Source organism: Streptomyces sp. NPDC086549 (assembly GCF_044746205.1).
Lineage (GTDB): Bacteria > Actinomycetota > Actinomycetes > Streptomycetales > Streptomycetaceae > Streptomyces.
Window position 1 is genome coordinate 467,556 of sequence record NZ_JBIVBS010000004.1, and the last position, 26,059, is coordinate 493,614.

Consider the following 26,059-nt stretch of genomic DNA (forward strand, 5'->3'; position numbering starts at 1 on the left):
AAGTGACGTCAGTTTGAGTCTGGCGTCCCGACTGGCCAGGGAGGCCGAAGAAATGCAGTCCATTCCCGTGGACACAGCGCGGCTGGGCGTACTGCGGTGCGCCATCGCGCCCGAAGCGAAGATCACCAACTCCGAGACGCAGGAGGTGAAGAGGGACCGGGACGGCAACCCGGTTTGGACCGTCGCCGTCACCGTGCGGCAGGACGGTCGGCGGATCTCCGTCATCGAGATCGCCGTCAGCGGACAGCCCAAAGGCATCGAGGAAGGACAGATCGTCAAGGTCACCGGGCTGACGGCGTTCATGTGGTCGATGGGCGATCGGCACGGCGTCAGCTTCCGTGCCGATGCGATCACGCCCGTGCACGGCGGCCCGGCGCACGCCAAGGGCGGTGATGCGTGATGGGGCCGGTCCTGTTCGCCTTCGCGCTCGCCGTAGCGGCCTGGCTGCTCGTCGTCGGCGACCTGGTGCGCCGGCACCGCCCGGCCTGGCACTGGTACCTGATCGGCTACCCGGCCACCACGTTCCGGGTGCTGCTGACCTGGCGCAAGGTCGCCCTGCTCAACGACCTCGCCGTCTCCCACCGCGGACTGCTCGCGGACCTGGTGGTCAAGGGAGATCCGCTGCGTCCGGTGACTCCGCGGCTGTCCTTCCCCAAGGCGAACCTCCTCGGGCTGACCGCGACCGTGCGGCTGCACGCGGGCCAGACCCCCGCGACGTACATGAAGGCGGCTGATGCGCTGGTGCACGCGTGGAAGGTGCACGCGGTGCGTGTCACCTCGCCGGAGCGTGGGCTCGTGCTGCTGACCGCGACGGCGACGGATCCGCTTCAGCGGCCGGGCTTAGCCACGGCTCCGGCCGAACTCCTCTCCGCACTGATCGGTGTGCTGGAGAGCGGCGGCGCGTGGGTGATGAACCTGCGGATGGTGCCGCACTGGCTGATCGCCGGGGCCACCCGGTCCGGCAAGTCCACGCTGCTGGCCCGGCTGATCACCCAGCTCGCCACCCAACGGGTCGCCCTGGTCGGCATCGACTGCAAGGGCGGCATGGAACTCGGCCTGTTCGCCGGGCGGCTGAGCGCACTGGCCACATGCAGGCGTGAGGCGGTCGCCGTGCTCTCGGCGCTGGTGGCCGACATGCAGGACCGGATGAGCGCGTGCCGGTCGGCCGGGGTGCGCTCGATCTGGGAGCTCCCGGAGAAGCTGCGGCCGGTGCCGGTCGTCGTGATCGTCGACGAGATCGCGGAACTGTACCTGTCCGACGGCACCCGCGAGGGCAAGGGCGAGGCGGAGCAGTGCTCCACGCTTCTCTTGCGGCTGGCGCAGCTCGGGGCCGCGCTCGGCATCCACCTCGTCGTCGCCGGCCAGCGGGTCGGCTCCGACCTCGGCCCCGGCGTCACCGCCCTGCGTGCCCAGCTCGGCGGCCGCATCTGCCACCGCGTCAACGACCCCGGCACGGCCGAGATGGCCTTGGGCGACCTGAACAAGGACGCCGCCGCCGTCGCCCAGTCGATCACCGCACAGGAACGCGGCGTGGCCGTGTGCACCGGACCGGACGGCGGCTGGAGCCGTGCCCGCTCCCACCTCACCCCTACGGATGAGGCCGTGGCGATCACACGGAGGTACGCCGCGATGACCCCGGACCTGCCCGCCCTAGGCCGCGCGCTCGCGGCCCTGGAAGGAGACGACAAGTGATCAGCACCGGTACCGCCGTGTCCCTCGTCGTGGTCTTCGGAGTCATCACCTTCCTCCTCGTCCGCTCCCGCGACGTGCGCATCTGGGAAGCGGCCTGCATCGCCCTGTTCGGCATGTACCTCGGCCAGACCCCGGTCAGCCTCACCATCAACGGCTTCATGACCTGGATCCTCAGCGGCTTCGCCCACTTCTAGGCCTGGAAGGACGCACACCATGCCCATGCCTCGCGTGAGGTGCCCCCACTGCAAGGGCGACGGAGCCCGCAAGTCCTGGACCGGCCGGATACGGCGCTGCCGCGTCTGCCGGGGCACCGGCACCATCCGCTGACCCCACACCCACCCGACCACACCCGTAAGGAGCAACCCCATGGGCGACACCACGCCTTCAGCCACCATCCGTGCCGCTTCGGCGGCCCACCTTGGAAGGTCACCACCATCGCCCCGGAGTTCACCCCGGCTGACAGGCGCGCCGTTCTCGACCGCGCGGCGCGCCTGCGTCAGCTCTCCGAAGCAGACCGCGACGCAATCCGCATCGCCCAAGACCCGCAGTTCCCTCGCCTGCTGGAGCAGATCACCGCTACCGGTGGTTGCTCCCACCCGGTTCACCTCTCCGGATCGACCACGACCCTGGACGAATCGACCGGTGAGATCCTCCGTCACTACGACACCCGGACGGAACCTGGTGAACGCCTGCTGATCCGCTGCCGCAACCGGCGCGCGACCGTGTGCCCAGCTTGCTCCCACCTTCATGCCGGGGATACCTACCACCTCGTGCGGGCCGGGCTCCTCAGGGGCAAGAACGTCCCCGCTACCGTCCGCCACCGCCCCCGACTATTCATCACCCTGACCGCCCCGTCCTTCGGACCGGTACACCGTGCGGGGGAGCCGTGTCGTCCCCGCCGCAGCGGTGGTACCTGCGAGCACGGTCGGGCCATCGGCTGCCACTCTGTGCACGCTGCTGATGACTCCGCCGTGGGGCAACCGCTCTGTCCCGACTGCTACGACTACGCCGCACACGTGCTGTGGCACGCGCATGCGGGCATGCTCTGGGACCGCTTTGCCCTCGGCGTTCGGCGACAGCTCGCGTCGGCGGTTGGCCTGGCGCAGGCTCGCTTTGCCGACCACGCACGGCTTTCGTTCGCCCGTGTGGCTGAGTACCAGAAGCGGGCGGCCGTGCACGTCCACGCTGTCGTACGGCTCGACGGCCCGGCCGGACCAAACGACGAACCCCCGGCCTGGGGGACCACTGATCTTCTGGCCGGTGCCGTGCGCGCATCTGCCCGACGCGTCCTGGTCCACGCCCTCTACAGCCGTGCCGTGGGCGAACTTGCTTTGCGCTGGGGCGCTCAGATCGACGCTCGGCCGCTGCGCGCCGACGGCGACGGACCGGACTATGACGCCGTGGCGGCGTACGTGGCCAAATACGTCACCAAAGGCGCGAGCGAGACAGGCGCCGGCACCGACCACCCGCTCACTACCTGGGAGGACATCGACACGGCACCGGTGAGCGGGCACGTGCGCACCCTCATGCGTACCGGCTGGCGCCTCGGCGGCCTCCCCGAGTACGAGCCGCTGCGCCTGCGAACATGGGCTCACACGCTCGGCTACCGGGGCCACATCCTCACCAAGTCCCGCGCCTACTCGACGACGTACACGGCGCTGCGCGCCGAACGGTCCCAGCACGTAGGCCGCGGAGACTTACCCGGCGCGGTCACCGATGCCCATTGGCGCTATGTCGGATCCGGCCACACCCCCGGCGCCGCACTCCTGGCCGCTGGAGTCGCCGAAGACATCGCCACGAACCGCGAGATCGCCCGAGAACAGCGTGAGGTGCCTCGGTGACGAGACCTCGGAGTGAGCAGTGGGCTCGGGCCGTCGAACGCCAGGCGGCCAAGTTCCCCACACGGATGGGGCCGAAGAGCGCTGCGAGACTCGCGAGGCTCCTCGGCCCTGTGCGGAAGGATTCCTAGCGCTGGTCGACCGGAGCCAACCACTGCGAAGACAAGACGGTCGAGAACAGGACTCCGGCCTGCGCCAGTTCAGCCAACCTTTGTTTCCCGAGCTGGTCCGGAGGTCATCTGATCGCTCCGCGACGGCAAAAATTTACCTTTCTTTTAAGCTGCTAAGAATCTGAGGTTCCCATGAGCTTGTACGCGCCGCGTGGGTATTTTGTGACCGGAATAGGTAGCCTTTGTCTCATTTGATCACCCTTATCTCGCGGGCACTGAAGCCGCGCGCGCATGCGATCTGCTCCACGCCCGGCGCCTACTTACTTGCGCGACGAGATTAAAGGCATGTAGCAATAACCAGGGGATGCGCCGCCTAGCCGCTTTGGGGAAGGGGCAGATGAGGCGCATACGCAGCTCTCTGACCAGGAGCTGCCTAATATTCCAAGGGGGAAAATTGCATGACCAGTGGAGCCTCGCGCCCGTATCGTGCGTGCGCAGCGGCATTTGTGGCCGCTTCCTCTCCGTTGTCAGCGTTGTCGAACCGTGCCGCCTGACGCTCGGATGCCGAGTGCCGGATGACGGCCTACTTTGATCCCAACGCGCGTTGCGCAATGTGTTCTCTGCGCCCCAGCGGGTGCTCGTGGCTCGCGCCAGATATGAGTCAGGCCGACGGTGGCTCCGCGGCACACGGTAATAAATAACGGGCAGCCATACGAGGCCGGCACTGACCAGCTTTTGGGCTCACTATCGATTATCGGTCGGGTAATGGTCACTTGCAATAGTGATGACATTCTTGATGTTGACGCTTTCTCGATGACCGATCGCCGGATCAGCGCATTCTGTGCATTTCTCAACTTGTGTGAGCGCCAACGCTTCATGCCTTGATGCTGCGCTTTGTGTAGCCATTTCGAATCACGGGGAGAAAAAATGAAAAAGTTCCGCTTGCGCGGATCCGTAGCTACTGGCCTTCTCGCTGTCGCGGCGATCGGCATGTTCACTGCCGTTCCAGCACACGCAGATGACGACCAGACTGTCGGAGTGCAGACCGCCCCTGCGGATACGGCAAGCGACGCCGGCGAGTCTGCCCTGACGCATGAGCTGGAGACTTTCTCCATCAAGGACGCCACCGCATCACACACCTACCGGTTCGACACGGTTACTCCGTCGAACGGGAAACTGGTGCCCGTAGAGCCCGCAAAGGGCGACGACATCACGAGCGAAGTCGTGGTTACGGATCAGAACGGAAAGGCCTTGGGTGCCTACGACGCTCCATGGGCGTTGGATGCGGACAACCACCGGGTTTCTGCCAGCTATCGCATCGATGGTTCCACCCTCGTTGAGGTGGTGAACTTTACGGCAGAGACGAAGTTCCCGGTGAGCTTCAACCGTCCACTTTACTCCGCACTCACCGCTGGCTCTACGTCCCCCGGTGACGATGACGATGACGCGATTATCGCAGCCTCATCCCGCAAGGTGACGGTACCGTCCAATTACGTCTACAGCCCCCGGCTGGGCACTCTGCACGATTACTGCACTAGTGCGCCGGACACTTGGGGGAGCGCGGATTTTCGTGGCCCCTGTGCGCGGCACGACCTGTGTTACGGAAGGCCGGGTGACCATAAGAAGTCGTGTGATGCCACACTGCTCGCGCAACTCGGCCAGAACTGTAAATATGCTTACGGCACGTGGAATCCTCTGCGCTACGACTGCCTTTCGGTGTCCACCGTATTCTACGCTGCTGTGACTGCCTTTGGTGACGATCACTAGTCGCCTACGGATAACTGCTCACTATCCGCCCGTATTTGCAGCTGTGCCGCAGTGGGCCGCATGTTCGTGAACCGAAACGGCGGCATCTCTGATAAAGATTGACGTCACCTATCCAAAAGCAACTCCCAAGTGACAGCCGGGCCGGAAGGTGCTATTCTCCGATCGATCTGATCTTAGCGTGGCATGCAAAATATCTATCTGCCGTTACTTGGGAGGCGCCAATATGTCCCGACTTTTGAAATTTGGCCTGGCAATCCTTGTCGTGAGTGTAATTGGTGCGGCAGTGAACTTGTGGGCTCGTGAAGAATTCCCCACGCAATGGGGTGGCCCAAACATTGGCGGCGGAATGCTGCAAATGCTGTTTTACGTCGGCGTGCTGGCGGGAGTGGCCATGATCGTGACCGGGCTCGTTCGCCGACGCAACTCGCAGTAGGCGGCCCTTGCGAATTCGGCTGTGGCGCCGGGTGCCGTGCGCTCCGTTGCCTCCGACTCAGTCGAACTGGATGAAACAGGACACCCAGACCTGATGGCCCGGTCGGCATCGGCCGGGCCGCTGCCCTGTCCAGACGACCAGCACACGGTCGGCAGCAGCTCCGTCCCGCCGCAACCATCTGCCAGATCGAACCGCCCGGCGACGGGGGCATCTTCCTGCGGTCTGCCTGCTGATCCAAACCAAACGGCCTAGTCCAGCGGGTTCGGCTCGATCTCCACCCGATCCGTGTCGAACCCCCGGCCCCTCCGTGTCGGCGGACGAACGATCACGGCGGCGAACAGGAACCGATAGATCGCGTTCATGCGGGCGTGGTCCTCCGCCTTCTCCAGCTTCTCCCAGTTGGCTGCGGCCTCCGGCCCGGCGATCCCCTCCAGGACGACGACCGGCCGCCTGACGGTCTTCCGCTGCCGCTCCTTCATCCGCTTGACGATCGGCGTACGCATGGCCTGGAAGTCGGCCGTCGTGAAGTCCTCGTCGTTGAGCCACAGCTCCTTCAGCTCCCGCAGCTTCTCGCGGTCCTTCTCGTCCGCGATGACGTCGGCCTCGGGGCGCGTGGTCGTGGCGGGCTCGTACCCGGACGTGTCCAGCTTGGTCAGAACCTTGATCGCCACATCCCGCACGAAGTCTTCGAGGGGCCCGGCTGAGACGGAGCGGTTGCACTTCTGCTGACCGGTGTCGTCGGCGCGGGTACACCGGTAGTAGGCATACCGCCCGCTGTTCGTACCGGCCATGCGCGTTCCGCATGCGCAGGTGGCGACTCCGCGCAGAATGTAGTTCCGGGCCGGCCGTTTCTGCGTGTCTCTGTGCTGCTTGGCGCGGTACTCCCTCAGCCGCTGCACCTCGTCCCACTGGCCCCGGTCGATGATCGCGGGCCACGTACCCACACCCACCTCTTCGCCCTGATGGATCCGGACCCTCGCCACGAAGTTGGACGACAGCAGATGACGAACGTTCTCGGGGTTCCACGTCTTGCCCTTGGACGTGGGGACGGCACGCGCCGTGAGGTCCTGGGCGATGCTCATCGGCGACTCGCCGTCCAAGTAGCGGCGGAAGACTTCACGCACGATCTCCGCCTCCTCCTCGACGATCGCGCGGCCGTTGCTGGTGTAGCCGTAGGGACGGTTACCTACGTGCGGCGTGCCCTCACGGGCCTTGTCCTTCAGAGCATCCTTGAGGCGGCGCGACGTGTCGTCGGAGGAGCGGCACGCATGGGCCACCTCGATACGCAGGATGAAACGGTCGTCGGGGTCCGACAGATCGCGCCGGTTCGCCTCGCCGTGGAGCAGGACACGCTTGTCGTCGGCTATGGAGAGCAGCTCTTCGAGATCCTTGGGCTGCCTCATGAGGCGGTCGGGGTGGTAGACGATGACGTGCCGGATCTCCCCTTCCCCCATGGCCTTCAGCATCTCTTCCCAACCCGGCCGCTTGCGGTTGCGCTGCCACGCAGAACGGTTGTTGTCCACGTAGACGTGGGTCGACTCGACCCGGAGCTGGAGCCGCTCGGCGATGTCCCGGCAGACGCGTTCCTGCCGGTCGACTCCGGTTTGGTCCTCGTCCTTGGCATGGGAGATACGGCAGTAGATCGCTGCGGGCTCGCCCGGTGTGACCGTGGCCTTGGCTAACTTGGATCGGCTCATGACAAATACTGTATGAGCCCGATATGACATCGATCGTCGCCGGAGCGGCGATCGGGGCGCTGTTCTTCAAGGAGCGCTTCGGCGCGCCCCGGATCGCCGCCGCGGGACTGGTGGTGCTCGGGATCGGGCTGATGCTGCACGCCGGGTAGGCCGGGGCTCGGGCTCGGCGGCGTACCGGGCGGGCCGCGCCTTCTACGCGGCCGAGTGCTGCCCCCAGCAGTACCTGGTGGCCGGTCCCTCGTCCGGGCGGCGGCCCGCTGATGCCCGGCCCTTCGCCCTTCGCCCAGGGTGCCGCCAAGTGCTGAGGCGGCGGGCCGCAAGCTGGTTCCCGAACCGTGCCGGGGGGTCCACCAGCAGTACGCCAGGCTTCCTGGACGGATCACGACGCGACGATATGACCGATGAGCAAGAAATCAGGGAACACGACCTCACCGTCGTGCAAGCGATCTCATCCGTGTCCCCCGTGGCTCTTCTTGTCCATCGCCTGCTGATCCTTCTTGGCCTTCTCGATCAGCCGGGTCTCCTCGGGCGGAAGGTTCATGGAGAACAGGGCGTTCAACTGCCCGATGCGCCCGTTGTACTCGGTGCACCAGTTGTCGGCGTCCTTGCCGACCCAGGTGTGCGGCAGCATGCCGTTGACCTGCTTGATGGCGTCCTGGATGGCCTGCACGGACTTGTTGACGTCGTTCATGTCGTTGCGACAGAGGACTTCCAGGCGGTCCTCGTTCGGTATGGCCACGGGAATTCCTTTGCCTTTGGGCTTACTTGACGGGGATGCGCAGTACGTACGGGGCGCTGCCCGCCATGACGAGGCTTCCCGAGGACGCGGAGTAGGCAAGTGCGTAGGGCATGGGGCAGGGCAGCTTCTTCGCTTCGACCAGGTGGCCCGGTTTGCAGGCGGGGTCCGGTTTGTCGCTCTTGTCGTCGGCGCCTTCGACGATCACCTCGGCCTTGCCGCCGGCCAGATGGAGCACGTACGACTTGGACTTGCCGAAGGCGTTCACGTAGAGGCCGTCCGCGCCGTCGCCGGTGATCCAAGCCACATGCAGTGCCGATGGATCGCCGGTCACTCCGGCGATGCTCCGGGGCAGGGCGATAGGGCGGGACGTACCGTCGGGGCCGATCGCCCTGATGCTGCCGAGCGTCTGCTGAAGAGCGAGGTAGACCGTGTGCGTCCCGCCCGCCAGCTGACTCGGTGCCACCCGGATCCTGCCCTGGGACGAGGCCGCCGGGATCTGGTAAAGACGAGTGAGGGTGCCGCCCTTGAGGCTCCAGATCACGTCCTCGTCCGTGATCAGGACGGAGTCGTCCGCCCGTACGGCGAAGGGAATGGGCTGCTTGTCGGCGAAGTGGTACCCCTTCGCCGGGACGCTGCTCGGGGCCGGCTGCCCTTCCTTGCGCCCCGTTCCCTCGGCACCCGCGAGCACCGCCGACTGCTGCCCGTTCGCGTTCAGCCTGACGATCTGCCCGCCACTGCCGGCCACCAACGAGCCGTCGGGCAGGGCGACAAGTCCGTACAGCCCGTTGATGTGGTGTCGCAGGGTCTTGAGCTTGTGGTCCTTCCCGACGGTGACGAGGTCGACGAACATCCCGTACACCTGGTTGTCCCTGCCGACGGCGAGACCCAGAGGGGTGTCACCGAACCCGTTGTACGCGGCGTCACCGTCCGTACTGAGGAGGACCAGCGCCTGTCCCTGCTTGGGCTCCTTCCAGTCGTCCCCCCCGCCGCATCCCGCGAGCCCGAGCAGCACGGCCGAGGCCGCTCCGGCCGTCAGCCACCGACCACGGCGTCCCGACTTAACCCACTCCAAGGTAGAAGGCCTCCCTCATCTGCTGATCGAAATTGCCGACCTTGCGGTCGTTTGCCAGCTGGGTCTTAGCCCACCAGGCGTTGAAGATCGCGTGGTCGGCGCGGTTCTTGATGACGATGTGCCCCTGCGCCCACTCCGGGTGCTCCGGCGGCGGCTGCACGTGCCATTCCTGAAGCTTTCCGGACCGAGCGAGGCCCTCCATCACCGGGACCGCCATGGTCGTCGAGTCGCGGAACCTCATCCCCTGGTAGTCGCTCTCTTTCTGTGCCTGCTCCCCGGACGGGAAATTCGAGGCGCCGTACGGAATGCCCGTCCAGATCGCCGCCTGCGCCCACTTCTCGGCGAGTTCGAGCGCCGCCGGGCCGCCCGGCAGCGGGACGGAGGCGGCCGCGCTGGTGGCGATGTTGAACCACAGGAGCTGCTTGGCGTGCTCGGCGTCGGTGAGCGCCGCCTCGTCCATGTCCACGGCGTGACCCGCGGCGGAGACCGTGCCGCGCAGTTCTGCGAGCTTCTTGATGTACGTGCCGTTTGCCCCGTCGATGCCCTGCTGGGAGGTCATCCTCATCTGGGCGTTGATGGCCTGGATGACGTTGCCGGCGTTGTCCTTGTCCTTGGTCTCCAGGATTTCGCTGAGGAACGCCTGCGCGGTCGCCTTGGGCACCATGATGGTGCCGTCGCCCTCGGGGGACGCCTCGTCCTGGTCGATGCCAGTGGTGTTCGCGAAGTCCGACACGTACGTGGAGAACACGAAGGACAGCGCCTTCTCCACCTTCGTGTTGACCGGGTACTGCTCCTTCTCGTAGTCGCTCTTGTTCTTGTCGTCGGCGTACTTGGCCGCGCCGGCGTTGATGACGTTCACCGCGGCCTCGGCCGACTCCTTCGCGTACATCAACCTGTCGGCCGTGGCCGCGGTGATCACGGCGGCGGGCCACTTGGCGTCGTCGAGGCCGGTGCCCGGGGTGGCCCAGTGGTCGTTGACCAGTTCCTTGGCGTGGCTGGCGCCGTCGGCACCGGTGAGGAGGCCGCGTGCGGCGTCGGCGTTCTCGCTGACGCGCTGCATCAGCGCGATCGAGGGGTCGTTGGCGTCGATGGCGTTGACGCGGCTGAAGGCGTCCTGCGCGTTCTCGTCCACATAGCTGTGCGTGAGGCCCAGCTCTCCGTACCAGGCGTTCTTCGGGTCCACGTACGCCTCGGGCGAGTAGGCCGTGCCGACGACCTGGCCCGGGGAGTAACCGGGCCTCATGTCATGGGCCTTGCGCCAGTCCAGCATGGCCCCGCCGACGTGCGACAGCACGGTCGGCTCCCAGTCGTCGCCCTTCGGACCGTACTTGAACAACATCCCCACCGACCACATGTCGCCGCCCTGCGGCTGCGTCAGCGCCTTCTCGTAGTCCGCGTTCGGCGGGATCTTCGGGTCCTTGCCTTGCTGGTACTTGAAGACCTGGTCGACCCCGTCGGCGAACTGTCCGACGATCTTCGTCGAGTCGTCGCTCAGCACCACGTTGTTGTGGGTGCCGTCCTCTTGGTGCAACGCCTGGGCGACCCGCGCCGCGTCCGCGATCCCACCCGCGTCGGCGAAGGCCTTCAGATACGCGGTGTCGTCCTTGTGGTCCTGCAGGGACTGCGCGATCGCCGCGATCGTCTCCCGCGCCCCCTGCGCCTTCGGATCGTCGAGCGCCTTCTTCAGATCGGCCGCCTCGTCCTTGGCCTCCTGCTGACGCTGCTGCTCCGTGAGGTCCTTGATGTCCCAGGGAATGTTGATGATGTCCCCGTCGGGCGTACACATGCCCGTACCGCCGTGCTCCAGCAGGTCCCGCGCCAGGTCGGCGCGCTTGGACATGTCACGCGCATAGTCGGAGACGGCCGCCGTGTGCTTGGCTATCACCGACAGGTCCAAAGTGGTGTCCCAGTCCTGCAGCTTCCTCTTTATGTTGGGGCCGTGCACGTTCAGCACATGCTCAAGGTCCTTCAGTCGGTTGGCGAGTTTCCGGACCCGTTCCGGATTGACCCCGACGAACTCACCCAAAGGTGATAACCCCGTTTTGTCGCACTGCTCATGTGCTTCACGTACGCCACGTCGAACTTTCATTCGCTCACACGGCACAGCGGATGTGCACCACATGAGAGGCGGCTTTGCTTGCCTCCGGTCAGATTTTTTGAATTGCTTGCCACGGCGACGGGTGGCGCGAGGCGGGGCACGTGTGCAGAAGGCATGTCCCTCGGGGGTGCGGCCGCGCCGAGTTGATCAGGGCGGGACGCAGTCGCCCTGATCGTCGCGCGGGGTCAACGCATCGATCAGGGCGAGAGGGGCTCGGCCAACCGGTCATGGACAGGGCGTAGGGCGACGGGGCCGGAGCCGGCTGTACTCCGGGGGTTAGGCCGAGGGCGACGAGGGCGTCGGGGAGGCCGCATCCGACGCGCGCCGCCTCGATGGTGCCCTGGGCGGCCAGATGGCGGAGACGATGTCGAACAGGTGCTGTACCCGGCCGGGTCCGTGGGGCGATAACTGGCCGTGGAGGCCCTCGCGGTGAGCGAGTGGGCGAGATCGAGGCGGCGAGGCGCCGGCGGTGTGGGCCGAGGCCGCGCTGGTGCTGTCGAGGGCCGCGTATCCGCCCTGTGGGACTGCAGGAGTACCTGCCGGATTCGCCGCCACGGCGACCAGAGCATGGACTACGGATACCGACTGCTCATCGCAGGCAAGTAGCCCTCAACTTCGGGTCGATCGTCGTCGGAGCGGCGATCGGGGCGCTGTTCTTCAGCACGCTGCCGGAGCGCGAAAAAGGGGTAACTGCAAAAGGAGCCGCCCGGCGGCCATGCCGCCGAGCCGGACGACCACGGGCTCGGACGCTCGCGCGGCGGCCTGACCACCAAGCTGCCCCTCGCCTGGACGCCGAGCCTCGCCAGTGATCCACTTCCGATACACGCCCTAGTGGTGCTCGGGATCGGGCTGATGCTGCACGCCGGGTAGGCCGGTGCTCGGGCTCGGCGGCGTACCGGGCGGGCCGCGCCTTGCGGTCGTAGCGCACCGTTGGCCTGCCGGCCGTGCGCGGGAGGGCGGTGAAGTGGACCGCGGCCGCGGTGGGCGTGAGGCGGACCAAGGGCCTTGGGCCGTGTCGGACCGCGGGGCAGGTGTCGCGTTCGGTTCCCGCTACGGCGCGGGTACGGGTGAGGGTCCCGGAACGACGTTGGAGCGCAGCCGCAGGTCCACGTCCTCCAGGTCCTCGATTGCATGCTGGAGGTCCTCCTCCAGCACTGTGAAGATCCTCGGCGTCGTCCCGGCCGTCTGCCGGAACAGCTCGCAACGGCGCAGTGCCGCCCGCAGATAGCCCAGGATGGTACGGACGTATTCGTTCGGCGGGAATTCGACGTACTGGCTGAGCAGCGAGTCCAGTGTGAGCGAGGACTTCTGGATGTCGGCCGTCAGTACCGAGAAAAGGTCCCAGGCCTCCCGGTCTTGGGAGGGCATGCGAGGCAGCAGCCACTCGTACGCCTGGTCCCTTCTGTTGAGTCCCTCGTGTACGCACCGCCGCACCGAGATCAGGCTGAGGCGGACGTCCGGGCCGATGGGATACACCTGACCGGGCGGGATTCCCAGCGTCCTGCGGAGGTCGGCGATGTTGGTGATGGTCTTGTCGAGATCGTCGAGGGAAATCCGCAGCAGAGCCGAGTTCCGGTAGAACTCCAGTTCTCTGCACTGCAGATCGTGGTAGTCGGTGAGACGCTCGGCCGCCGCCTTGACGTTCCGGTCGATCAGTGCGACCTGCTCGAATGCTCCGGTGTCCCGTAGAATCTCCAGCGCCTGTTCTCCGCGGTCGCGGGTCAGTGCCTTGGCGAAGCAGAATCCGGTCAGCGAGAAGAGCGAGCCGATGACGAAGTCCTTCTGCGCGTTGAAGATGTTCCGCAGATTCTGGTAGGCGATCACCGAGATCAGAACCAACAGAACCAGACCGCAAAGTGCCCACCTGAACTGCTTTGTTGACGGCCTGTCATGAAAAGCGATCCGACCTGGCATCTGCTGGCCCCCCGCGGCTTTCCCAGTGGAAGGTCCAGGCTCTTGAGGGTCGATCGGCAGCGTCAAGGGCCGCACGGGGGCGCTCAGAAGCACGGCCGCTGAGCGGCTGAACGTGTCGGATCCCGGTTGGCCTCGGCGTCCGGTCCGGCGATCCCACGGCTCTCGGCTCGTCGGGTGGATCCGGGGCGAGGGGGGCGGGGGCGCATCCGGCAGGCGCAGGGCGGTCTGCCGATCACTGCCGCGGGGCTGCTCGTCGTCGGGATCAGGCCGCTCCTGTGTCTGTTTCGAGACGTCACAGTTCGTGTGAGTTTCGGGCAAGGCGGGTAATCCGCCGCTAAAGTGCCTGCGTTGGATGCATTCAGGGGGGCTTGTGATACTTCTTGTGCGATTTCTCATTGCGGTCATGGGTGGGCTTTTGTGTCTCTTCATGACGTTCCTGCTTGCCGCAAGCGGCTTCATGCTCGCAGTCGTCTGCATCGTGTTCGCGTGCACCATCGGGGTCCTCGCCGGCATCCTGGGCGGCAGAGACGGGCGGGAGTTCGCGATGAATTCCGCCGGGACTCCGATGAGGACACTTCGGGCCACTGGGCGTGGAGTCAATGGGATCTGGGAATTCTGGTCGGAAATGATCTCCAGATGATGGCTGAGCGTCCGGACTGCTGAAGGAGGCACCGGGCGCGGTGTTCTACCAGCCCCGGGCTGCCTTCTGGAGCGTCTCCCGTACCCGGACCACGTCCGGATTGGTGTCGGCGCCCGGGCGCTGGACCAGGAAGAGTGTGTTCAGCGGGGGCTCCTCCGGGGTGTGCAGGAGGATGAGGCGGCCCGTGTCCAGGTGCTCCTGGCACAGGGAGCGGGGGAGCACGCTGTAGCCGGCTCCGGCGTTGACCGCCGATAGGACCGCGTACAGGTTGGGCACGGTGAGCGCGGCGTGGGTGGTGAGCTGCTTGCCCAAGACGTTCCGCCAGTAGCGGCGGGCGATGGGGAGGTCCTCGGCGTAGGTGACCAGGGGGACCTCGCGGAGGGCGGCGCACAGGTCGCCGTCGGTGAGCCGGCCGGCCCAGGCGGGGGACGCGACCAGGACGTACTCCTCGTCGGCCAGGGGCGCGGAGAGGAGTGCGCGGCCGCGCGGGCGCCGGGTCGCGATGACCAGGTCGTGCCGGCCTGCGCGCAGATCCTCCAGGAGCGGGTCGGTCAGGCCCTGGGTGACGCGCAGCTGCACGCCCCCGGCGACGAGCGGGGCCAGGGCGGGGAGGACACGTACGCACAGGAGCTCGGAGGAGCCCGCGAGATGTACGGGGGTGGTGTGGCCGGTGAGTGGACCGCTGCCGCCTTCCAGGGCGGCCAGCGCGTCCAGGGGGGCTGCGACTTGGGCCGCCAGTTCATGAGCGAGCGGGGTGGGGTCCGCGCCCCGCGGCAGCCGGGTGAACAGCAACCGGCCGGTCTGCTGCTCCAGAGTGCGGATCTGCGCCGTCACGGTCGGCTGGGACAGGCCCAGCAGGGGTGCCGCCGCGGTGAACGAGCCCGAGCGGTAGACGGCCAGGAAGGTGCGCAGCAGGTTCAGGTCCGCGTGGGACGGGATCCGGCCGACGCCGTCCTCCCGCACCTGGGTCACCTGGGTTGCCTGGGTCTCCATGCCGATCAGGGTAGACCGGAGCCCCATCGGTGTGCCGATGGGTGGTATCGGGTCTCCTATTGGTTTCTCGATGACGTGCTTGCCTACCGTCGAAGCCATGAGCACACAGGACGCGATGAACACGATGAACGCGATCAACTGGCCCGAGAAATACCTTCCCGGCACCGGCGACAACTTCGTCTCCAACGAGGTGATCGTCCAAGGCCTCACCGCCGCCGACGTCTGGCACTACCTCGTCGACACCTCGGAGTGGGAGTCGTACTACGACAACGTCGCCGACATCTCCTTCCCCGACGGCGGTGGACCCGAGCTGAGGGAGGACGCCGTCTTCAGCTTCGGCACCTTCGGCTTCCCGCCCCTGGACGCGCACGTCGTCGAGTTCCAGGCGCCCGCCGAGGGCATCCCCGGCCGCCTGTCCTGGACTGCGAGGCAGGACGGCACGCCCGAGGAGCGGCTGGACGTGCTGCACGCCTGGCTGGTGGAGGACCTCCCCGGCGGCCGGGTCCGCGTCCTCACCCAGGAGACCCAGATCGGGCGGCCCGCCGCCGAACTGGCCAGGCAGACGCCGAACCCCATGCTCAACGGCCACCAGGCCTGGCTGGACGGCCTCGTCCGCGCCGCCTCCGGAAAGTCCGGCGCGGCCTGAGAGAGCATGGGGAGGCGCCGTACTCGCCACACGTATCAGGAAGTTGACGTCATGACAGACAAGCTCACCGTGAGCGTCCTGGGCACCGGGATCATGGGGGCCGCGATGGCTCGCAACCTCACGAAGGCCGGGCACACCGTCCGCGCCTGGAACCGCACCCGCGCCAAGGCCGAGCCGCTGGCCGCCGACGGGGCCCATGTCACCGACACCCCCGCCGAGGCCGTCCAGGGCGCCGACGTCGTCCTGACCATGCTGTACGACGGCGGCACCGTCCTGGAGGTCATGCGCGAGGCGGCACCCGCACTGCGCTCCGGCGCCGCCTGGGTCCAGTCGACCACCGCCGGGATCGGGTCCGTCGCCGACCTGGCCGGTTTCGCCCGTGACCACGGTCTGGTCTTCTACGACGCCCCGGTCCTCGGCACCCGCCAGCCCGCCGAGGCCGGACTGCTGACCGTCCTGGCCGCCGGTCCGGCGGAGGGCCGGGACGCGGTCACGCCCGTCTTCGACGCGGTCGGCGCCCGTACCGTGTGGACCGGCGACGACGGGGCGACGGGCAGCGCCACCCGGCTGAAGCTGGTCGCCAACAGCTGGGTCCTCGCGGCCACCGCGGCGACCGGCGAGGTCCTGGCCCTGTCCCAGGCGCTCGGCGTCGACCCGCAGGACTTCTTCGACCTCATCGAGGGCGGGCCGCTCGACATGGGATACCTGCGGGCCAAGGCGGGACTGGTGCTGGGCGGCGGCCTGTCCCCGGCCCAGTTCGCGGTGGCCACCGCGGAGAAGGACGCGCGGCTCATCGTCCGGGCCGGCGAGGACAACGGCGTCCGCCTCGACGTCGCCGCCGCGACCGCCGAACGTTTCGCCCGCGCCGCGGCCCAGGGCCACGCCGACGAGGACATGGCCGCCGCGTACTTCGCCAGCTTCGAGGAGAAGCCCGGCTCCTGAGCCGAGGACCGCGTCCTGGGCCGACGTGACGTCGGGGGCGCCGAGGAGCACCCTGGAAGCAGTGATTCCGGAGGTGGTCCTCATGATCCACACCACTGTGGGATGGCACGTCGAGCTCGAGTTCCAGGAGGACGATCAGCACACGAAGGCGGCCGCGTTGGTGCGTCTTCCCGACGGCAGTGAAGTGAAAGCGCACGGGAGTGCCAGCAGGCACCACACCGACTCGAATCAGCCCCGGGTCGGCGAGGAGATCGCCGGCGCGCGGGCACTCAACGAACTGGCGATGGAACTGTTGACCAAGGCGCACGAGGAGATCGACTCGGCCTCCGGGCGGACCTCGCACCCGATCCACATCTGACGCGCCAGACGCACCGCGGGTGAGGCGTACGGCGGTCAGGCCGACGCCGTACGCACCGCCCGCACCAGGGCCTGCGCGCGCGGGTCCGCCGTCACGCTCTTGTGGAAGCCATTGGTGACGTAGCCGAAGGCGATGCCCGACTCGGGGTCGGCGAAGGCGAGGGATCCGCCGCGGCCCGGGTGGCCGAAGGAGGCCGGAGACAGCAGCGGGGACGCGCTGCCGTGCAGCATGTAGCCGAGGCCGAACCGTGTGTTCACGACGAGCACGCGGTCCGGTCCCGCGGACCGTTCGCCCCGGGCCAGCTCCACCGTCGCGGGGTCGAACAGCCGCGTGCCGCCGTCCACTTCGCCGATCATCGACGCGTAGACGCGGGCCAGGCCGTCGGCGGTCGCGATGCCGTTGGAGGCGGGAAGGGCCGCGGCGCGGTAGGCGGGGGCGTTCTCGTCGGGGAGCGGGGTGATCGCGGCGAAGGCGCGGCGGGTCAGGGATTCCGGGTCGGCGTACGCCTCGGAGACGGACCGCTTCGGGCGGGTCTTCAGCGCGCCGCCCGTCTCGGCGGACTCGAGCCGGCCGACCCGGCCCACGCGCGCGGCCTCCGCCTCCGGCAGGCCGAGCCAGAAGTCGGCGCAGGCCGGCCCGGCGATCTCGGTCGCGATCCACTCGCCGACCGGACGTCCGGTGACGCGTCGCACCAGCTCGCCGGTGAGCCAGCTGTACGTCTGGGCGTGGTACCCGTGGTCGGTGCCCGGCTCCCACGCCGGCGCCTGGGCCGCGACGGCCCGCGCGCCGAGATCGGGATCGGCGGCCTGCTCGGGCGTCAGCGGGCGGTCGAGGACGGGGACGCCGGCACGGTGCGCGAGCACGTGCCGGACCAGCGTCCCTTCCTTGCCCGCCGCCTTGAACTCCGGCCAGTACTCGCCCACCGGCGCGTCCAGGTCCAGTTCGCCGCGCTGGTGCAGGAGCAGCAGCGCGGCGGCGACGACGCCCTTCGTCGCGGAGCGCACGATCTGTGCGGTGCCGTGCTCCCAGGGGGCGGTGCCGTCGATGTCCTTCGTCCCGCCCCACAGGTCGACGACCCGGTGCCCGTCCCGGTACACGGCGACGGCCGCGCCCCGGTCGCCGAGCAGCCCGAAGTTGCGCGCGAACGCCTCCCTGACCGGCTCGAAGCCCTCGGCCACTGTGCCGTTCACGTCCACGTCCACCACCGGATCCCTTCACTCGCTTGTGACAGTGAGTGAAACACGGGCCTGCGGTCTCGGATTCCTCGGTGGGTGCCGGTGCCGGTGCCGATGCGGGTCACGGTTCGGTGTCCCGCGGCCCGCTCTCGTTCGGCCCTCAGCCCAGCACGATCGTCACGTCGATGTTGCCGCGCGTCGCGTTGGAGTACGGGCACACCTCGTGGGCCGCGTCCACCAGCTTCGCCGCGATGTCCGCGTCGAGGACCGGCAGCGAGACGCTGAGGGCGACCGCGAGGCCGTAGCCGCGGTGCTTGTTGGGACCGATGCCGACCTTCGTGGCGACCGTGGAGCCGGTCAGGTCGTAGCCCGAGCGGTTGCCGACCAGGATCAGCGCGTTGTGGAAGCAGGAGCTGTAGCCGGCGGCGAACAGCTGCTCCGGATTGGTGCCGTTGCCGTCGCCGCCCATCTCCGGCGGCATCGCGACCTTCAGTTCGATCTCGCCGTCCTGACTGGTGACGTACCCGTCCCGGCCGCCGTGCGCGGTGGCCTCGGCGACGTACATGATCTTCGTCGGGCGGGTGTCTACAGCGGTGCCGTCGGATACAGCGGTGCCGTCAGTCATGGTCGGCCTTCCCCGGAACAGGAGCGCACAAGTACATCGTGCACAAGGTACTGTCCGGTAGGTCAGTTGTCGCCCTCAGGGGGAGGTAACCGTGGGTAACTTGTGATCAGTGCGGAGTGGCGGTGGGGCCGGCCCGTTCCGCGAGCCGCCACAGCTCCTCGCGCAGCCGCTCGACCTCCTCTGTGCCGAGCCCCGTCGCCGTGAGCAGCGCGCCCGGTACGCGCGCCGCGCGCCCCCGGAGTTCCTCCCCGCGCTCGGTGCACGCGACGAGCACCGAGCGCTCGTCCTGCGCCGAGCGCTCCCGGCGCACCAGATCCGCCGCCTCCAGCCGCTTCAGCAGCGGCGACACCGTGCCGTAGTCGAGGCGCAGGGCGCAGGCCAGTTCCTTCACCGTGGTCTCGCCGCGCTCCCACAGGACGAGGAGGACGAGGTACTGCGGATAGGTCAGCCCCAGCTCGTCGAGGAGCGGGCGGTACGCGGCGGTCACGGCGCGCTGGGCGGCGTAGAGCGCGAAGCACAGCTGGTCGTCCAGCCGCAGCGACCCGGTCTCCTCTTGATGTGTCACACGGCCATTGTCCCGGACGAGCCGGGACGGCCGTCGGGGAAACGCGTCACGTCCGCTCGGCGGCCGCCGGCACGGACCTCGGGTCGAAGCCGAACGGAAGCTCCAGCCGGTGGGCGCGCATCAGGGCGTCGTCGGACAGGAGGTCGCCCGTCGGGCCGTCCGCGGCGATCGCGCCCTCGCTCAGGATCAGGGAGCGCGGACACAGCTCCAGCGCGTAGGGCAGGTCGTGCGTGACCATCAGGACGGTGACGTCCAGCGAGCGCAGGATGTCGGCCAGTTCGCGGCGGGAGGCCGGGTCGAGGTTGGAGGAGGGCTCGTCGAGGACGAGGATCTCCGGCTCCATCGCCAGGACCGTCGCGACGGCGACCCGGCGGCGCTGGCCGAAGGACAGGTGGTGCGGCGGGCGGTCGGCGAAGTCCTGCATCCCGACCCGCTCCAGGGCCGTGCGCACCCGCTCCTCCAGCGCGGCCCCCTTCAGCCCGGCCGCCGCCGGTCCGAACGCCACGTCCTCCCGCACGGTCGGCATGAACAGCTGGTCGTCCGGGTCCTGGAAGACGATGCCGACCTTCCGCCGGATCTCCGCCATGTGCTTCCTGCCGACCGGCAGCCCGGCCACGGTCACCGTCCCGGTGCCGCCGCCCAGGATGCCGTTGAGGTGCAGCACCAGGGTCGTCTTGCCGGCGCCGTTCGGGCCGAGCAGCGCGACGCGTTCGCCGCGCCCGATCGAGAAGTCCACGCCGAACAGGGCCTGGTGGCCGTCGGGGTAGGCGAAGGCCAGTCCGGCCACTTCCAGCGAAGGTGTCACAGAACCCATCCCAGCAGACAGACGACGAGGGCGGTGAAGGGGAGGGCGAGGGCGTACGACCACTGCGCCCGGGACGCGGTCACCTCGTCGATGACCGGCATCGAACCGGCGTACCCCCGGCTGACCATGGCCAGGTGCACGCGCTCCCCGCGTTCATAGGAGCGGATGAAGAGCGCGCCGGCCGACTTGGCGAGCACGCCCCAGTGGCGTACGCCCTTCGCCTCGAAGCCGCGCGACTCCCGGGCGATCCTCATCCGGCGCATCTCGTCGGTGATGACGTCGCCGTAGCGGATCATGAAGGACGCGATCTGGACCAGCAGCGGCGGGAGCCTGAGCCGCTGCAGTCCGAGGAGGAGTTCGCGCAGTTCGGTGGTGGCCGCGAGCAGGACGGAGGCGGCGACACCCAGGGTGCCCTTGGCGAGGACGTTCCAGGCGCCCCACAGGCCGTTGACGCTCAGCGACAGGCCGAGGACGCCGACCCGCTCGCCCTCCGCCACGAACGGCATGAGCAGCGCGAAGGCGACGAACGGCACCTCGATGAGCAGCCGCTTGAGCAGGAAGCTCGCGGGCACACGCGCGTGGTGGGCGACGAACGCGAGCAGGGCGGCGTACAGCCCGAACGCCCACATCGCCTCGCGCGGGGTCGACACCACGACCACCACGAAGGCGAAGGCGGCGGCCAGCTTGGTGTGCGGCGGCAGTGCGTGCACGGGCGAGTGCCCGTGCCGGTACAGCCTGTGCGCGTGTCCGGCGCCCATGTCAGGCTCCCGTGCTCGCGGGCGAGACGTCGGGCGAGACGTCCTGCGTACGGCGCCTGCGCACCGCCCAGAACACCGTGCTGCCCGCGACGACCGTGACGCCGACGCCGATGACGCCCGCGAGGCCGCCGGAGAGGCGGGCGTCGGAGACGTCCTTGACGCCGTAGTGGGCGAGCGGGGAGCCGTCGGACGCGTGCTGCTCGGCCTTCCGGTCGATGCCCTGGTCGTGGGCGACCTTCATCAGGCCGTCGGGGTCGGCGGAGGCGTAGAAACTGACGAATCCGGCGAGCACGAGGGAGGTGACCAGGCCGGTGATCCACAGCTTGCGGTGCGACCCGGTGGCGGCCGCGGCGGGGACCGGCCGGGCCGTGGGCGCGTCGACGAGCTCGCCGTTCACACGGAGCTTCAGGCGCTGCTGGAGTCCGCGGGCGCCGTACACCAGATCCGGCCGTACGGCGACGACGGCACCGACCGTGAGCGCGGTGATCGCGGCCTCGCCGATGCCGATGAGGACATGGACGCCGATCATCGCGGTGGCGACCTTGGAGATGGCCACGTCGGTGGTGCCGCCGACGGCGTAGATGAGCGTGAAGACGACCGCGGCGGCCGGGACGGAGACGAGGGCGGCGGCGAAGGCGGCGACGGTCACCGAGCGACGCTCGCGCGGGAGCACCTTCACCAGGCCGCGGAAGACGGCGTACGACACGACCGTCGTCACGATGGCCATGTCCGTGATGTTCACACCGAGCGCGGTGAGGCCGCCGTCCGCGAAGAGGATGCCCTGCATGAGCAGGACGACGGAGACGCAGAGCACGCCCGTGTAGGGGCCGACGAGTATCGCGGCGAGGGCGCCGCCGAGCAGGTGGCCGCTTGTTCCGGCCGCGACGGGGAAGTTGAGCATCTGTACGGCGAAGATGAACGCCGCCACCAGACCGGCCAGCGGGGCGGTCCGCTCGTCGAGCTCGCGGCGGGCGCCGCGCAGGCTCACGGCGAGGGCGCCGGCCGCGACCACTCCGGTGACCGCGGAGGTGGGGGCGTCGATGAATCCGTCAGGTACGTGCACCGTTTGATTTTAGTGGCTTGTTGCGAACCTATTGCAAGAGCGAGTGAGTCGTTTATGTGGCACGCATGCGTGAGGCGGACCCGCTCCGACGAGCGCAATTCTGAACATATGGGACATTGGATGGGAGGCGGACGCACATCTTCCGAAAAGGTCACTCAGCGTAAGGCGGCGTCTGATGTCCGTAGTCGAGCAGTACGCACGAGCCCACATAGTCACGGACGAGAATGTCGTGGAGGAGGATCCGGCCGTCCCGGTCGTCCTGCGTTACGACCCCGACAGGGACCCCCGGTCGGTGCGTGTCGGCCTACCCGGGCCGCACGAGTGGACGTTCTCGCGCGCCCTGCTGGAACAGGGGCTGCGGGTTCCGGTCGAGAGCGGGGACGTACGGGTGTGGCCGTGCGGCCGCGTCCAGGCCGTGGTGGAGTTCCACTCCCCGGGCGGTGTCGAGGTCGTGCAGTTCGAGTCGAAGGCCCTGCTGCGGTTCCTGCGGCGGACGTACATGGCCGCCGAGCCCGTGGCCCGCTGAAGGCGCGGCCCGGCCCCGGCTCCGGCCGCCCGTCCCGGCCTGGGAGTTGTTGCGCCCTGGCCCGCCGTAGCCCGCCCTAGCCCCCCATCTTGAGCAGCGCCGCCACGATCGGCCCCGCCGTGTCTCCGCCGTGGCCGCCCGCCTGGACCACGCCCGCGGCCGCGAGGTCGCCCCGGTACGCGGTGAACCAGCCGTTGGGCTTCTTCTGGCCGTCGACCTCCGCCGAGCCGGTCTTGGCGCCGACGTCGCCCGAGACCCCGGACATCGCCTTGGCCGCCGTACCGTACCCGGCCGTGTACCGCATGACCTCCTTCACCCAGCCCTGCGTCTGGGACGACATGGTGCGCGAGGCCTTCGCCAGCGTGCGGTTGTCCACGTCGGGCGAGACCAGGTACGGCTGGCGGAAGACGCCCGACTCGACCGTCGCCGCCACCGACGCCATGTTCAGCGGGTTCATGCGCACCCCGCCCTGCCCGATCAGCGAGGCGCCCATCTGTGCGCCGCTCTGCACCGGGACCGACCCGTCGAAGGTCGGGACGCCGATGGCCCAGTTGTTCATGCCGAGGCCGTAGACCTGCTGGGCCTCCTTCGTCAGATCGCTGTTCGACAGCTTCGGCGCGAAGTTGATGAAGGCGTTGTTGCAGGAGGCACCGAAGCTCAGCTTGAAGGTGCCCTGCTTGATCTCGGAGTCGTCGTCGTTGTGGAAGGTCCAGCCGGCGAGCTTGTACGTCTTGGGGCAGGGGTGCGACGAGCTCGGGGTGACGAGCTTCTTCTCGAACAGCATCGTCGACGTCACGACCTTCATCGTGGAGCCGGGGGCCAGGGAGCCCTGGAACGCCACGTTGAAGCTGTGGTTCTGGTTCGCCACGGCCAGGATCTCGCCGGTCGACGGACGCATGACGACGACCGACGACCGCGCCTTCGCGGCGACCTGCCGCTCGGCCGCGGCCTGGAACGTCGGGCTCAGCGTCGTCTTCACCTTGCCCGGGGTGCCCTTGCTCAGCGCCAGCAGCGTCTTGTCCGACAGCTTCGCCTTCTGCGCGGCCTTGCCCCGCACCACCTGGAGCTCGATGCCCGCCTTGCCGCCCGCGGTCTTGCCGTACTTCTCGCGCAGGCCGTCGAGGACGGGACCGAGCGAGGGGTACTTCGCGGCGGTCAGCTCGCCGCCGTCACGGTCGTACGCCTTGATCGGCGGGGTCCCGGACTCGCCGGTGACCAGGGTGTCGCCGTCCTCGAGGTCGGGGTGGACGACCGCGGAGTGCCAGTCGACCAGCGGCTTGCCGGTGGTCTTGTCGCGCACGACCGTCAGCGAACTCTCGTACGCGAGCTGCTTTGCGGTGCCCTTGTAGGAGACGGTGCCCTTGACGGAGAAGGGGACCTTGGCGCCGCTGCGGGTGCCGGCGGTGAGCGTGACGTCCTTGATGTGGGCGTCCTTGGTGTAGCCCGTGAGCAGGGAGGTGGCGGCACCGGAGTCGTCCGTGGCGGCCGCGGCCCCGCTCACCCTGCCCTGTTGCCAGGCCGTCAGGAAGCGCTCGGCGGTGGTGCGCACCTCGGTCGCGGACAGGGGTCCGGTCTTCACCGTCTTGTGGTCGGCGGTGGTGCCTGTCTGGCCCTCGGCCGCCGCTCCGCCGCCGTAGAGCGTGTAGACGCCGAGTCCGGCACCGACGACGCCGGCGACGATCATGCCGCCGACGACCGCGGGTCTGCTCATCCGTCGCTCGGCGACGCGCCTTCTCTTGCCCACTGCCTCAGTTCCTCCGCCGATTCCCCAGGGTCCCCGTTGCCCTCGTAGTGCTCACGCTCCTCAACGACGGCACCCACCCTAGAGTCCCCTCCTGTACGGGTGACTTCAGCCGCCTGTCCGTAGCACATCTGCGACAATCGGTCCGGCCGCGTCGATGCCGTGTCCGCCGTCCTGGGTCATGGCCGCGGCCGCGATGTCATTGCGGTAGCCGGTGAACCAGCTGTTGGACTTCGCCTGCCCGTCGACCTCCGCGGAGCCGGTCTTCGCGCCGATGCTGCCGCTCAGGCCGCGCATCACACCGGCCGCGGTGCCGCTGACAGCGGTCCGGTTCATCATCGAGCGCAGCTGCTGGACCGTGCCGGCCGTGAGGCCCCGGGCCGTGGCCAGATCGCGGCCGTCCAGCTTCTGCGACACGATCACCGGCTGCCGGAAGGCGCCCGTCATCGCGGTCGCCGTCACCGAGGCCATGTTCAGCGGGCTCAGCTGCACCTGGCCCTGGCCGATCAGATTGGCCGCCGTGTCCGGGCCGCCGGAGGCGGGGACGCGGCCGTCGAAGGACGGGACGCCGACCTTCCAGTCGGCCGCCTGCCCGAGCCCGAACCGCTCCTCGGCCTCCGTGGTGAGCGAGTCCACCTTGACCTCGTCCGCGTACTTCACGAACGCGGTGTTGCAGGAGCGGGCGAAGCTCTCGGAGAGGGTGGCGTGGTCGTCGGGGGCCAGGCCCTTGAGGTTGCTGAAGGTCTGGCTCTGCCAGGTCGCGGTCGGCGGGCAGGGCGCCGGGCCGTTCGCCGTGGTGATCCCGTTGTCGATGAGGGTCGCGGCACTGATGATCTTCATCGTGGAGCCGGGCGCCAGTTCGCCGAGGAACGCCGCGTCGAAGCCGTCGTCACGGTGGTTGGCGACCGCCAGTACCTCACCCGTGCTCGGCTTCACGGCCACCACCGACGACTCGGCGTACTTCAGCACCGCCTTCTCGGCCGCCGCCTGCGCCCTCGCGCTCAGCGTCGTAGGCAGCCTGCCCGCCTTTCCCTTGGCGAGGGTCAGCAGGCTGGTGTCGGCCTGGTCCTCGGCCTGGTGCCGGATCACCAGTTCCACGCCGGGCCGGCCGCCCGTCTTGTCGCCGTACCGCTTGCGCAGCTCGTCCAGGATCGGCCCGAGGGACGGGTACTTCTCCTTCGTCAGGACGTTCCCGTCGCGGTCCACCGCCTCGATGGGCGGGCTCGCCGAGTCGCCGGTGACGAGCGTGTCGCCCTTCCGCAGCTCCGGATGGACGACGGACGGCTGCCAGTCGACGAGGGCCCGGTGCGTCGTCTCGCCGCGCACCACGGTCAGCCGGCTCTTGTAGGAGAGCGGCCGGGACTTGCCGTCGTACGACACCGTTGCCTCGACCGAGAACGGCACGGTGGTGCCGGTCGCCGTACCCGGGGTGACGCGCACCTCGGTGATGTGCGCGTCCTTCCCGTAGGCCGCCAGCAGGGGCTCGGCGTCGGCGGCGTCGTTCGTGTACCTCGCCGCCGACGCGGCCTGCCCCTTTTCCCAGGCGGAGAAGAATCTCTCCGTCGTCTCCTTCACCTCGGCACTGCTGGGCGGCCCGGTCTTCACGGCCGCGGCTTCCCCGCCCGGGTCGTTCAGCGCGGACAGGAAGGTGTACGCCCCGTATCCGGCCCCGCCCACCATCACCACGAACACACCGCTCACGACGGCGGTTCTGACCCCCTTGCGCATGGCGCGAATCCTCTCCCCGTGACACCTGCCCGCGCTTTGTGAACGCGTTCAAAAATAGGTCGCGGCTCGCACTGTAGGCGGTTGTGGGGCTCCCGGGGCCGGAGTTGTCGATTGTTGTCCGAACGGAGACCAGG

Annotated in this window: 23 protein-coding genes and 2 pseudogenes; 11 read left to right on the top strand and 14 right to left on the bottom strand. The window is 68.5% G+C overall.

Annotated elements, in window-relative coordinates; translation table 11 throughout:
• The first annotated feature begins 52 nt into the window (after positions 1-52).
• The 5 genes from ACIPSA_RS17045 (at position 53) to ACIPSA_RS17065 (ending at position 5,407) form a co-directional block, all read left to right on the top strand.
• The gene (locus tag ACIPSA_RS17045; RefSeq protein WP_402634941.1) at positions 53-400 is read left to right on the top strand and encodes a hypothetical protein; all 348 of its coding nucleotides are present in this window, start codon (positions 53-55) and stop codon (positions 398-400) included.
• Positions 400-1,692 carry an FtsK/SpoIIIE domain-containing protein gene (locus tag ACIPSA_RS17050; RefSeq protein WP_402634944.1) on the top strand — a complete coding sequence of 431 codons (1,293 nt, stop codon included), beginning with the start codon at positions 400-402 and terminating at the stop codon, positions 1,690-1,692. Before ACIPSA_RS17045 ends, ACIPSA_RS17050 begins: the two co-directional genes overlap by 1 nt.
• The gene (locus tag ACIPSA_RS17055) at positions 1,689-1,886 is read left to right on the top strand and encodes a hypothetical protein (protein WP_402634947.1); all 198 of its coding nucleotides are present in this window, start codon (positions 1,689-1,691) and stop codon (positions 1,884-1,886) included. Before ACIPSA_RS17050 ends, ACIPSA_RS17055 begins: the two co-directional genes overlap by 4 nt.
• Before the next feature lie 39 nt (positions 1,887-1,925).
• Positions 1,926-3,533, top strand: a complete 1,608-nt coding sequence (locus ACIPSA_RS17060; protein ID WP_402634950.1) for a replication initiator — start codon at positions 1,926-1,928, stop codon at positions 3,531-3,533.
• Positions 3,534-4,567: 1,034 nt separating this feature from the next.
• A complete protein-coding gene (locus ACIPSA_RS17065; RefSeq protein ID WP_402634953.1) occupies positions 4,568-5,407 on the top strand; it encodes a hypothetical protein in 840 nt (279 codons plus the stop codon).
• Between the two features lie 681 nt (positions 5,408-6,088).
• On the opposite strand, the gene ACIPSA_RS17070 is transcribed toward ACIPSA_RS17065, so the two are convergent.
• The gene (locus tag ACIPSA_RS17070; protein ID WP_402634956.1) at positions 6,089-7,537 is read right to left on the bottom strand and encodes a recombinase family protein; all 1,449 of its coding nucleotides are present in this window, start codon (positions 7,535-7,537) and stop codon (positions 6,089-6,091) included.
• Between the two features lie 26 nt (positions 7,538-7,563).
• Here ACIPSA_RS17070 and ACIPSA_RS17075 point away from each other — a divergent pair.
• Positions 7,564-7,686, top strand: a pseudogene (locus tag ACIPSA_RS17075) (EamA family transporter); the annotation flags it as partial.
• Positions 7,687-7,985: 299 nt separating this feature from the next.
• Here ACIPSA_RS17075 and ACIPSA_RS17080 read toward each other — a convergent pair.
• Genes ACIPSA_RS17080 through ACIPSA_RS17090 form a run of 3 tightly spaced genes read right to left on the bottom strand, consistent with a single transcriptional unit; the run spans position 7,986 to position 11,374 of the window.
• The gene (locus ACIPSA_RS17080; RefSeq protein ID WP_402634959.1) at positions 7,986-8,276 is read right to left on the bottom strand and encodes a hypothetical protein; all 291 of its coding nucleotides are present in this window, start codon (positions 8,274-8,276) and stop codon (positions 7,986-7,988) included.
• A gap of 22 nt (positions 8,277-8,298) precedes the next feature.
• Complete coding sequence (locus ACIPSA_RS17085) at positions 8,299-9,348, bottom strand: hypothetical protein (RefSeq protein ID WP_402634961.1); 1,050 nt, start codon at positions 9,346-9,348, stop codon at positions 8,299-8,301.
• On the bottom strand, positions 9,335-11,374 hold the full coding sequence (locus ACIPSA_RS17090; protein WP_402634964.1) for a hypothetical protein: 2,040 nt from the start codon (positions 11,372-11,374) through the stop codon (positions 9,335-9,337). The genes ACIPSA_RS17085 and ACIPSA_RS17090 overlap by 14 nt, the downstream gene beginning before the upstream one ends.
• A 783-nt stretch (positions 11,375-12,157) precedes the next feature.
• Between ACIPSA_RS17090 and ACIPSA_RS17095 the strand changes: the two are divergent.
• A pseudogene (locus ACIPSA_RS17095) lies at positions 12,158-12,256 on the top strand (IS5/IS1182 family transposase); the annotation flags it as partial.
• A 240-nt stretch (positions 12,257-12,496) separates the two neighbouring features.
• Here the strand turns inward: ACIPSA_RS17095 and ACIPSA_RS17100 are convergent.
• Both ACIPSA_RS17100 and ACIPSA_RS17105 read right to left on the bottom strand, forming a co-directional pair.
• A complete protein-coding gene (locus tag ACIPSA_RS17100; RefSeq protein WP_402634967.1) occupies positions 12,497-13,285 on the bottom strand; it encodes a hypothetical protein in 789 nt (262 codons plus the stop codon).
• Between the two features lie 760 nt (positions 13,286-14,045).
• On the bottom strand, positions 14,046-14,993 hold the full coding sequence (locus ACIPSA_RS17105) for a LysR family transcriptional regulator (protein WP_402634969.1): 948 nt from the start codon (positions 14,991-14,993) through the stop codon (positions 14,046-14,048).
• Positions 14,994-15,090: 97 nt separating this feature from the next.
• Between ACIPSA_RS17105 and ACIPSA_RS17110 the strand changes: the two genes are divergently transcribed.
• The 3 genes from ACIPSA_RS17110 to ACIPSA_RS17120 all read left to right on the top strand — a co-directional run bounded on the left by ACIPSA_RS17110 (position 15,091) and on the right by ACIPSA_RS17120 (position 16,939).
• Entirely contained in the window at positions 15,091-15,639 is a 549-nt protein-coding gene (locus tag ACIPSA_RS17110; protein ID WP_402634971.1) for an SRPBCC domain-containing protein, read from the top strand.
• Between the two features lie 51 nt (positions 15,640-15,690).
• Positions 15,691-16,581, top strand: a complete 891-nt coding sequence (locus ACIPSA_RS17115) for an NAD(P)-dependent oxidoreductase (RefSeq protein WP_402634974.1) — start codon at positions 15,691-15,693, stop codon at positions 16,579-16,581.
• A gap of 82 nt (positions 16,582-16,663) precedes the next feature.
• Positions 16,664-16,939: a DUF1876 domain-containing protein gene (locus ACIPSA_RS17120; RefSeq protein WP_402634976.1), complete on the top strand. Its 276-nt coding sequence runs from the start codon at positions 16,664-16,666 to the stop codon at positions 16,937-16,939.
• Positions 16,940-16,974: 35 nt separating this feature from the next.
• Here the strand turns inward: ACIPSA_RS17120 and ACIPSA_RS17125 are convergent, their stop codons facing one another.
• From ACIPSA_RS17125 to ACIPSA_RS17150, 6 genes are all read right to left on the bottom strand, one after another.
• On the bottom strand, positions 16,975-18,135 hold the full coding sequence (locus tag ACIPSA_RS17125) for a serine hydrolase domain-containing protein (protein ID WP_402635450.1): 1,161 nt from the start codon (positions 18,133-18,135) through the stop codon (positions 16,975-16,977).
• A gap of 139 nt (positions 18,136-18,274) precedes the next feature.
• The gene (locus tag ACIPSA_RS17130; RefSeq protein WP_402634979.1) at positions 18,275-18,739 is read right to left on the bottom strand and encodes an organic hydroperoxide resistance protein; all 465 of its coding nucleotides are present in this window, start codon (positions 18,737-18,739) and stop codon (positions 18,275-18,277) included.
• 106 nt (positions 18,740-18,845) lie between these two features.
• Positions 18,846-19,304 (bottom strand): MarR family winged helix-turn-helix transcriptional regulator, encoded by a 459-nt coding sequence (locus ACIPSA_RS17135; RefSeq protein ID WP_402634981.1) that lies wholly within the window; start codon positions 19,302-19,304, stop codon positions 18,846-18,848.
• Between the two features lie 46 nt (positions 19,305-19,350).
• Positions 19,351-20,118, bottom strand: a complete 768-nt coding sequence (locus ACIPSA_RS17140; protein WP_402634983.1) for an energy-coupling factor ABC transporter ATP-binding protein — start codon at positions 20,116-20,118, stop codon at positions 19,351-19,353.
• Complete coding sequence (cbiQ, locus tag ACIPSA_RS17145) at positions 20,106-20,867, bottom strand: cobalt ECF transporter T component CbiQ (protein ID WP_402634986.1); 762 nt, start codon at positions 20,865-20,867, stop codon at positions 20,106-20,108. Before cbiQ ends, ACIPSA_RS17140 begins: the two co-directional genes overlap by 13 nt.
• Before the next feature lies 1 nt (position 20,868).
• Positions 20,869-21,930 (bottom strand): energy-coupling factor ABC transporter permease, encoded by a 1,062-nt coding sequence (locus tag ACIPSA_RS17150; protein ID WP_402634989.1) that lies wholly within the window; start codon positions 21,928-21,930, stop codon positions 20,869-20,871.
• A 175-nt stretch (positions 21,931-22,105) separates the two neighbouring features.
• Here ACIPSA_RS17150 and ACIPSA_RS17155 point away from each other — a divergent pair, with 175 nt between their 5' ends.
• A complete protein-coding gene (locus ACIPSA_RS17155; protein ID WP_402634991.1) occupies positions 22,106-22,456 on the top strand; it encodes an SsgA family sporulation/cell division regulator in 351 nt (116 codons plus the stop codon).
• 76 nt (positions 22,457-22,532) lie between these two features.
• Here the strand turns inward: ACIPSA_RS17155 and ACIPSA_RS17160 are convergent, their stop codons facing one another.
• Complete coding sequence (locus ACIPSA_RS17160) at positions 22,533-24,200, bottom strand: penicillin-binding transpeptidase domain-containing protein (RefSeq protein WP_402634993.1); 1,668 nt, start codon at positions 24,198-24,200, stop codon at positions 22,533-22,535.
• A 105-nt stretch (positions 24,201-24,305) separates the two neighbouring features.
• A complete protein-coding gene (locus ACIPSA_RS17165) occupies positions 24,306-25,925 on the bottom strand; it encodes a penicillin-binding transpeptidase domain-containing protein (protein ID WP_402634996.1) in 1,620 nt (539 codons plus the stop codon).
• Positions 25,926-26,059: the final 134 nt, after the last annotated feature.